Raw genomic sequence first — 6,000 nt, forward strand, 5'->3', positions numbered from 1 at the left:
CCTGGTCCGCGTTCATCAAGGACCGCTTGTCCACGGCGTTGCTGGTCTTGGTGACAGTCGTCGCCTCCTTCCCCTTGGGGGAGGGGATTGGTCCGCAGGACGCGCCGCCGGATCGCGTGCTTCATCACGACGTTGAGAATCCGGCGGTTGCGCTTTCGGGACCAAGCCGCCGCCTGCTTCCCGTCGAGGCGCGTGTCGACGGCTCGCAAGACCTCGTCGACCCTCTCCTGCTCCTCCCAGACCGAGACCGGCAGGGAGTTGCGCTCCACCCACCTCAGAATGGTGACCACGTCTCGCGGGGCATCCGCACGGCGGGTCGCGTTGAACGCCCACTCGCGCAGCGCGGTCCGCACAGCCACCGGGGAGAACTGGGCCGGCTGGGCACGCAGCAGCGCAATGGTGACCGCCGTCAGGGTCTTGGCGGTGTTCTTACGGCTGTTGCCGCCGAGTTCCGCCCAACGGGCGTCCACGATCTGCCACAGCCGCGGCCGGCTCCGGATCGCTCCGGTGCCGGCCGCGGCTGAGTGCGTAGCCGACGGCGAACGCGTACCAGGTCATCGAAGCCGACTTGGAGCGGTGGGACACCGGCAGCCCGGTCGCGATGACGAAGGCTTCGTCCTTGCCCGTGGCCCGGATCAGTGCGGAGCGGAAGCCCTCGGCGAGCGCGACGGTGCCGAAGGGCTCACGCCAGCGCTTGCCCGCGACCTCCCAGCGCACGGTGTACGTGGTCTTCCGGGCACCCTTGTACGTGAGGATCTTGTAGACCTTCACGTCGTACGTGGTTTCCATCAGGCGGCTTCCTCGCGGTCGTCGAGCCAGTGGTCGAGATCGCTCCGCCGGATCCGGAGGTCGCCGTTCGGGAGCTTGATGCAGCGCGGCGCACGCCGCTTCGCCCGCCAGTCGTAGAAGGTCGAGCGCGAGACGCCCAGTTCTTCGCAGACCTCCGCGAGGGTCAGCATGGTGCGCGACCGGACGGCCGTGGTCATTCCGTGTTCCCTTCGCTTCGGAGCGCCTCACGGGCGGTCTCGCGGTTGGTGTGCAGGTCGCGCGCGATGGTCGCGGCGAGAGCGACTTCACCCGGGGTGTGGCCGTGGCCGGCGTACTGCCAGTCGGTCAGGACGAGGACGGTGTCCGGTTCGCGGTCGTCGAGGCCGAGGGCCGACGCCTCCTGCGCGGCGCGGAAGTCGGCGCGTTCCTGGCGGAGGGCGCCGAGGGTGGTGGAGTAGGCGCGCGACTTGGACGAGAAGTGCCCGCGGAAGCCGAGCATGTGCGCCCAGGCCCAGAGCCGTCGGTCCGGATACAGCGCGTCGAGGTCGCGGCACGCGGTGATGAGCCGCCGGGTGTGGTCGGGAACGCCGTGGCGGTCGAGTTCGGCGAGTTCGCCGATGCGGCGGTCGAGGGTGCCGGTGTTCTCGGCGGCCTTGGTGGCGTACTTGGCGACGTACGAGGCGACGGCCTGTTCGGTGATGTCGGAGCCGTCCCCGAAGGCCTTCACCGGGCGGACGTCGAGCTGTCGGCCCCAGCGGAACGTGCGGGCCGGCTGGTCGGCGGCGGCCGGAACCGAGACGGACGTGTACGAGTGCGCGGCTGCGGCCCGGAGCGCGTCGGTGAGCACGTCGACTGTGGCCCAGGCTGGCGGCGGTGTGCCCGGTCCTTCGGGGCCGTCGAGGCGCACGACGGCGTGGAAGTGCAGGGCCCCGCGCTTCTGGAACTCCGCCACCTTGCCGTACGAGACGCGCAGGTGATCGGCGAGCTCCCGGCGGGCCAGGCCGCGGCGGGCGGCGAGTTCGCGGCGGAGCCGGGTGGTGAAGCGCTGCCAGAGCTGTCCGGCGTGGTTGTTGAACAGGACGGCGCCCGCGTAGTCGTAGGCGTCCGGGTCGAGGGCGGTGCCCAGCTCCGGGGCGTCGGACGCGTGCCGGTCGCCGCAGCGGCAGGGGCCGCCGTGATCCGGCCGGTTGTGGACAGGGCCGAACGACGGGGCCGTGAGGGTGACGAAGACGCGCGGGTGATCGCGGACGGCGGCGGAGATGTCCCGGCGGTCATCCCCTGCGAGGCCGGCCCGGATGAGGTGGTAGGTGTCGCCCGCGTACGCCCAGGCGCAGGACGGGCAGCGGGAGGCACGGCGGTTCCCGCAGGCGAGGCGGAGGCGTCCGCCCGGCTCGTTCTCGGTGGAGTAGTGATGCAGCGTCTCGCCGGTGGTCTTGTCCTTGGTGAGCGTCCAGCCGGTGAGGTGGATCGGGTCGGAGCAGCCGCCGGTGCGGCGGATCTGGTCCTCCCAGCGGGTGTAGTCGGAGGCCGAGGCCACCCGGAGGACGTCTCCGAGGGTGATCGGGTCGAGTGGGTGGGCGGACGTGGGCACCTTGGGTGTCGCGGATGAGGCCCGGTGGGCCATGCTGAGGGTTCCTTCCGGTTGCGAGATCGATCGGTGAGGACGGCTCCCGGGCGGCGGATGCTTGGCGGTATCAGGGCCGCCCGGGGGCCGGTCAGCGACGCTTGGCGTCGGCGGTGATCAGGGAGCGCAGGACGACGGCGCAGACGGCGACGGACGCGCCGGTGACGGCGACCGCCAGGAGCAGCGAGACCAGGACGGCACCGAGGACCAAGACCACAGCCGTGCCAGCGCCGACGAGCGCGAGGCTGGTGCCGGGGGTGAGCTGGACGACCGGGCGGGACGGGACCGGGGCGACGGGCGTCGACGGCAGTACCGGAACGCCCGGGGTGACGGTGGTCGGCTCGACGACGGCGGGCCGGGAGACGAGCCCGGTCGGGGTGGGCATGGTGGGGATCTTCGGGCGCAGCATGGCAGGGCTCCCTACTTGGTGATGGCGGTGTCGATGACGGGGGCGAGGAGGCTGTCGGCGATGAGGTAGCCGCCGAGGAGCAGCACCAGGACCAGCCAGAGCGGCGGGCGGAAGAGCTTGCAGCCGAGGTAGCCGACGGCGGCGAGGGCGAACCAGAGCGGGACCTGCATTGCGGTGTCTCCTAGCGGACGCGGCAGCGGTGGGTGCGGGCGGCGAGCTGGGCGGCGGTGCCGCTGGAGTAGTCGGCGGACCAGCCGCAGCGGTCGGCGGTGCAGACGGCGGCGTGCTTGGTCCGGCCGGTGCGGTCGCGGTGGGTGCCGATCTGCACGGGGCCGATCCGCATGACGGAGTGAAAGTTGTCGCGGCCAGGCATGTCAGTCGGTCTCCTCTCGGATTGCGGTCGGGTCGGGGAAGCTGGCGCGGATGCCGGCGGCGGTGGCCGGGTCGGCGGTGCGCTGAGCGGCTTCCGCGGCGAGCAGGTGGGCGAGGTAGGGCCGATCGGCGGCGGTCATCTCGCGGGCGCCGTCGAGGTAGTCGGCGGCGGTCAGGTCGGCGGGGTCAGAGGTCGGTCTGCCTCTCTTGCCGGTCACGTGAGCTGGGCGGCGATGGCGTCGGCGAGGTGGGGCGGGACGCCGAGGCGGGCGCGCAAGGTGTCGGTGTCGATCGGGGCGCCGGTGCGGTCGCGGTAGTCGGCCGCGACCTTGCGGGCGTGGTCGACGAGGACGGCGGGAACCGCGGGAGCCGGGTCGGCGGGCGGAAGCGCCGGCGGTTCCTCGACCGAGGCCGGGGTGGGCCCCGGCACGGGTTCGGTTTCCGGCTCGGGATCTGCGACGGAGTCGGTTTCCGATGCGGGTGCCGGCTCGTCCGGGACCCGGTGGTCTGCGGAGTGCGCGAGGAGGGTGCCGCCGAGGAACGCGAGGGCAGGCCATCCGGCGATGCCGAGGCGGAGCAGGGCGGGCGGGTCGGCCAGGTCGAGGAATCCGGCGGTGGCGACGTTCGCGCCGAGGGAGGCGAACAGGGCGATGAGGAACCAGCACCAGGCCAGCCGGGACGGGCCGTCGGAGCGCAGCCGTCGCCAGGCGGCAACCAGGAGCAGGTCCACGCTGACCGGGTAGGCCCAGGCCTTCCAGCCGTCCTGTCCGGCAGCTGCGGCCAAGTCGTGCAGGTGGGCGAAGGACAGGGCCCCGGCAATCACGGCCTGGACCAGGACGGCGTCGACACGCAGGCCGTGAGGGGCGGCCATCAGGGCTCCTCCCCGGTCGGCGGCTCGGGAAGCGAGGCGGCCAGGGACGGGCTGACGACGTCGACGAAGTCGAGGTCAGCGCCGCTGGTGTCGGCGTAGAGGGCGAGCTGTCCCAGGAGCAGAACGGTGCGGGCGAAGTCCTCACAGTCGGGGCACATGAAGCGGGTTCTCCCTTCATCAGGCATGGCGGAGGTAGGGACTTGGCGCTAAGGGCGGTCGCGCCGGCCGATGTGGCGAGCGAGAGATCAGGCGGTAGCCGGAGAAGGCTTGACCGACGGCACAGGAGCGGCGGCGGGCACGGCGAGGACGGGCCGGAACGGCGCCAGCTCGGGCAGGTCCGGCGTCCGGTCGGCGTGCCGGTTGCAGAGGTTCACGGCTTGGCGGAGCGAGGTGTGCGGAGCCCGGATGCGGTGCCATCCACCGGAGGAGTCACCCGTAATGGCGATCCCCCGCATCTCGGCCGGGATCTGGATGGCGGCGAGGACGGCATCCGGGGAGATGTCGCCGAAGGCCATGTTGGCGCTGGTCTCGTCGTTGACGCGGTGGGCGGTGCGGCCGGTGAGCTGGGCGCGGAGCATGGTGATTCCCTTGCCGAGTTCGGAGCCGAAGCGCTGTCCGCAGATCTCCAGGTAGATGCCGGCCGCGCGGCCGAGCTGGGCGAGGCGGACCAGGGCGGTGATGATGCGGTCGCGCCGCTTCTCCTCCTCCTTGCCGGCGAACAGGGCGAGTTCGGCGACCTCGTCGACCAGGACCACGATCGGGGTCGGACGCAGTTCGTCGGGCAGGTCCCAGATGTCGGCGGCGATCTCCGCGTCCGGCACGTCGACCGTGATCCGCTGCTGGGCGCGGATGAGCTGATAGACGTCCGCCATCCGAGTCACGAGCGCGTCGAGCAGTTCGGCGGCGGTGTCGGGGTTGTCGGCCAGCGCGGAGAACCGGCGGGCCAGCGGGAACAGCTCGACCCCCTGTTTGCAGTCGATGCCGACGAGCGCGACATCCATAGAGGCAAGTCCGACGACCAGGTTGCGTTGGTAGACGGATTTGCCGGATTCCGTGGCACCGAGGGTGAGGGCGTGAGGTATCGCCCGGTAGTCGCGGTAGTGCACCGAGCCGTCCTGCCGCAGGGCGACGGGAACCCGCATGGGCCGGGTCTCGGTCGTGGCGGGCATCTGCACCCGCTTGAGCACGTCGTAGCCGGTCATCCGCACCTCTAGCTCACGCGAGGTGACGCCGTACATCGAGAACGAGTGCCGCAGTCGGTCCGAGGCAGCGGCGATGTCGAAGGCGTCCTGTCCGGGGCGCAGTTTGAGACGTAAGACCAGGCCGGTGCGAGTCGGCCGGAGCCGCATGATGCGCGGCGGACGGGACTCCGGCATAGGGCGGTTCGTGGCCCGTGCCAGGGCGACCCGCCATCTCGCGGGCGGTACGGTCAGCCCGCACGCGTCCATGACGGAGCCGTACCGGACCAGAACCCGCAGCGTGGCCAGGGCGGCCCCGAAGGCCAGCCAGTACCAGGCGGGACGCCGCCACCGCAGGAGACCCGCGGCGGCGACGACCAGCACCAGAGCGACCGTGAAGCCGGTCATGATCAGGCCGCCTTCGGCCCTGCGGCGGCGTTGACGTCGGCGAGCGAGGTGACCGCGACCGCACGGAACGGGATGCCATGCCGCTTCTGACCGTCCACGGCAGTCTCGTGGCTCACCCCAGACGAGGTCAGCGAGCGCATGTCCGAGGCCTTCGCCATCAGGCTCTTGGACGCTTTGGACGGCAACGGCCCCCATGTACGGAGCCATGACGGGAAGCACCTGATCCCAGCGGGATAAGACTTTCTCTCCATCATCAAGGCGGCTCGCTCCGCTCACCGCGCGCGGCCCGGCCCCCGGCCGGGCCTGCGCTCCTAATGGCGCCGTAAGACGCTTGGCGGTGTCTCATGGCCGGGTGTCCTTGGGCGGGTGG

Annotated in this window: 10 protein-coding genes and 1 pseudogene; 1 reads left to right on the forward strand and 10 read right to left on the reverse strand. The window is 71.7% G+C overall.

The features are described 5' to 3' along the window. Nucleotides 1-429: 429 nt before the first annotated feature. From ACFYXA_RS17130 to ACFYXA_RS17175, 10 genes are all read right to left on the reverse strand, one after another. The gene (locus ACFYXA_RS17130) at nucleotides 430-789 is read right to left on the reverse strand and encodes a hypothetical protein (protein ID WP_389033343.1); all 360 of its coding nucleotides are present in this window, start codon (nucleotides 787-789) and stop codon (nucleotides 430-432) included. Next, complete coding sequence (locus ACFYXA_RS17135) at nucleotides 789-986, reverse strand: helix-turn-helix transcriptional regulator (protein ID WP_389033346.1); 198 nt, start codon at nucleotides 984-986, stop codon at nucleotides 789-791. Before ACFYXA_RS17135 ends, ACFYXA_RS17130 begins: the two co-directional genes overlap by 1 nt. After that, complete coding sequence (gene repSA / locus ACFYXA_RS17140; RefSeq protein ID WP_389033349.1) at nucleotides 983-2,392, reverse strand: replication initiator protein RepSA; 1,410 nt, start codon at nucleotides 2,390-2,392, stop codon at nucleotides 983-985. Before repSA ends, ACFYXA_RS17135 begins: the two co-directional genes overlap by 4 nt. 91 nt (nucleotides 2,393-2,483) lie before the next feature. Then, the gene (locus ACFYXA_RS17145; RefSeq protein WP_389033352.1) at nucleotides 2,484-2,801 is read right to left on the reverse strand and encodes a SpdD-like protein; all 318 of its coding nucleotides are present in this window, start codon (nucleotides 2,799-2,801) and stop codon (nucleotides 2,484-2,486) included. A gap of 11 nt (nucleotides 2,802-2,812) precedes the next feature. After that, a complete protein-coding gene (locus ACFYXA_RS17150; RefSeq protein WP_190154412.1) occupies nucleotides 2,813-2,971 on the reverse strand; it encodes a hypothetical protein in 159 nt (52 codons plus the stop codon). An 11-nt stretch (nucleotides 2,972-2,982) separates the two neighbouring features. Beyond that, on the reverse strand, nucleotides 2,983-3,174 hold the full coding sequence (locus tag ACFYXA_RS17155) for a mobile element transfer protein (protein WP_389033355.1): 192 nt from the start codon (nucleotides 3,172-3,174) through the stop codon (nucleotides 2,983-2,985). A gap of 1 nt (nucleotide 3,175) precedes the next feature. Beyond that, a complete protein-coding gene (locus tag ACFYXA_RS17160) occupies nucleotides 3,176-3,391 on the reverse strand; it encodes a hypothetical protein (protein ID WP_389033358.1) in 216 nt (71 codons plus the stop codon). Beyond that, nucleotides 3,388-4,044, reverse strand: a complete 657-nt coding sequence (locus tag ACFYXA_RS17165) for a DUF2637 domain-containing protein (protein ID WP_389033361.1) — start codon at nucleotides 4,042-4,044, stop codon at nucleotides 3,388-3,390. The genes ACFYXA_RS17160 and ACFYXA_RS17165 overlap by 4 nt, the downstream gene beginning before the upstream one ends. Continuing rightward, nucleotides 4,044-4,202: a hypothetical protein gene (locus ACFYXA_RS17170; RefSeq protein WP_351090885.1), complete on the reverse strand. Its 159-nt coding sequence runs from the start codon at nucleotides 4,200-4,202 to the stop codon at nucleotides 4,044-4,046. The genes ACFYXA_RS17165 and ACFYXA_RS17170 overlap by 1 nt, the downstream gene beginning before the upstream one ends. A gap of 87 nt (nucleotides 4,203-4,289) precedes the next feature. Then, nucleotides 4,290-5,630 (reverse strand): FtsK/SpoIIIE domain-containing protein, encoded by a 1,341-nt coding sequence (locus ACFYXA_RS17175; RefSeq protein ID WP_389033365.1) that lies wholly within the window; start codon nucleotides 5,628-5,630, stop codon nucleotides 4,290-4,292. 93 nt (nucleotides 5,631-5,723) lie between these two features. On the opposite strand from ACFYXA_RS17175, the pseudogene ACFYXA_RS17180 reads away from it, so the two are divergent. After that, a pseudogene (locus ACFYXA_RS17180) lies at nucleotides 5,724-5,867 on the forward strand (NUDIX hydrolase); the annotation flags it as partial. Between the last annotated feature and the right edge of the window lie 133 nt (nucleotides 5,868-6,000).

Source organism: Streptomyces sp. NPDC002566 (assembly GCF_042889585.1).
In the GTDB taxonomy this organism is placed as follows: Bacteria; Actinomycetota; Actinomycetes; order Streptomycetales; family Streptomycetaceae; genus Streptomyces.

Bases quoted from the DNA above. Each gene is read 5' to 3' on its own strand.
- ACFYXA_RS17130 (WP_389033343.1), bottom strand. From the start codon at position 789: ATGGAAACCACGTACGACGTGAAGGTCTACAAGATCCTCACGTACAAG.
- ACFYXA_RS17135 (WP_389033346.1), bottom strand. From the start codon at position 986: ATGACCACGGCCGTCCGGTCGCGCACCATGCTGACCCTCGCGGAGGTC.
- repSA (WP_389033349.1), bottom strand. From the start codon at position 2,392: ATGGCCCACCGGGCCTCATCCGCGACACCCAAGGTGCCCACGTCCGCC.
- ACFYXA_RS17145 (WP_389033352.1), bottom strand. From the start codon at position 2,801: ATGCTGCGCCCGAAGATCCCCACCATGCCCACCCCGACCGGGCTCGTC.
- ACFYXA_RS17150 (WP_190154412.1), bottom strand. From the start codon at position 2,971: ATGCAGGTCCCGCTCTGGTTCGCCCTCGCCGCCGTCGGCTACCTCGGC.
- ACFYXA_RS17155 (WP_389033355.1), bottom strand. From the start codon at position 3,174: ATGCCTGGCCGCGACAACTTTCACTCCGTCATGCGGATCGGCCCCGTG.
- ACFYXA_RS17165 (WP_389033361.1), bottom strand. From the start codon at position 4,044: ATGGCCGCCCCTCACGGCCTGCGTGTCGACGCCGTCCTGGTCCAGGCC.
- ACFYXA_RS17170 (WP_351090885.1), bottom strand. From the start codon at position 4,202: ATGTGCCCCGACTGTGAGGACTTCGCCCGCACCGTTCTGCTCCTGGGA.
- ACFYXA_RS17175 (WP_389033365.1), bottom strand. From the start codon at position 5,630: ATGACCGGCTTCACGGTCGCTCTGGTGCTGGTCGTCGCCGCCGCGGGT.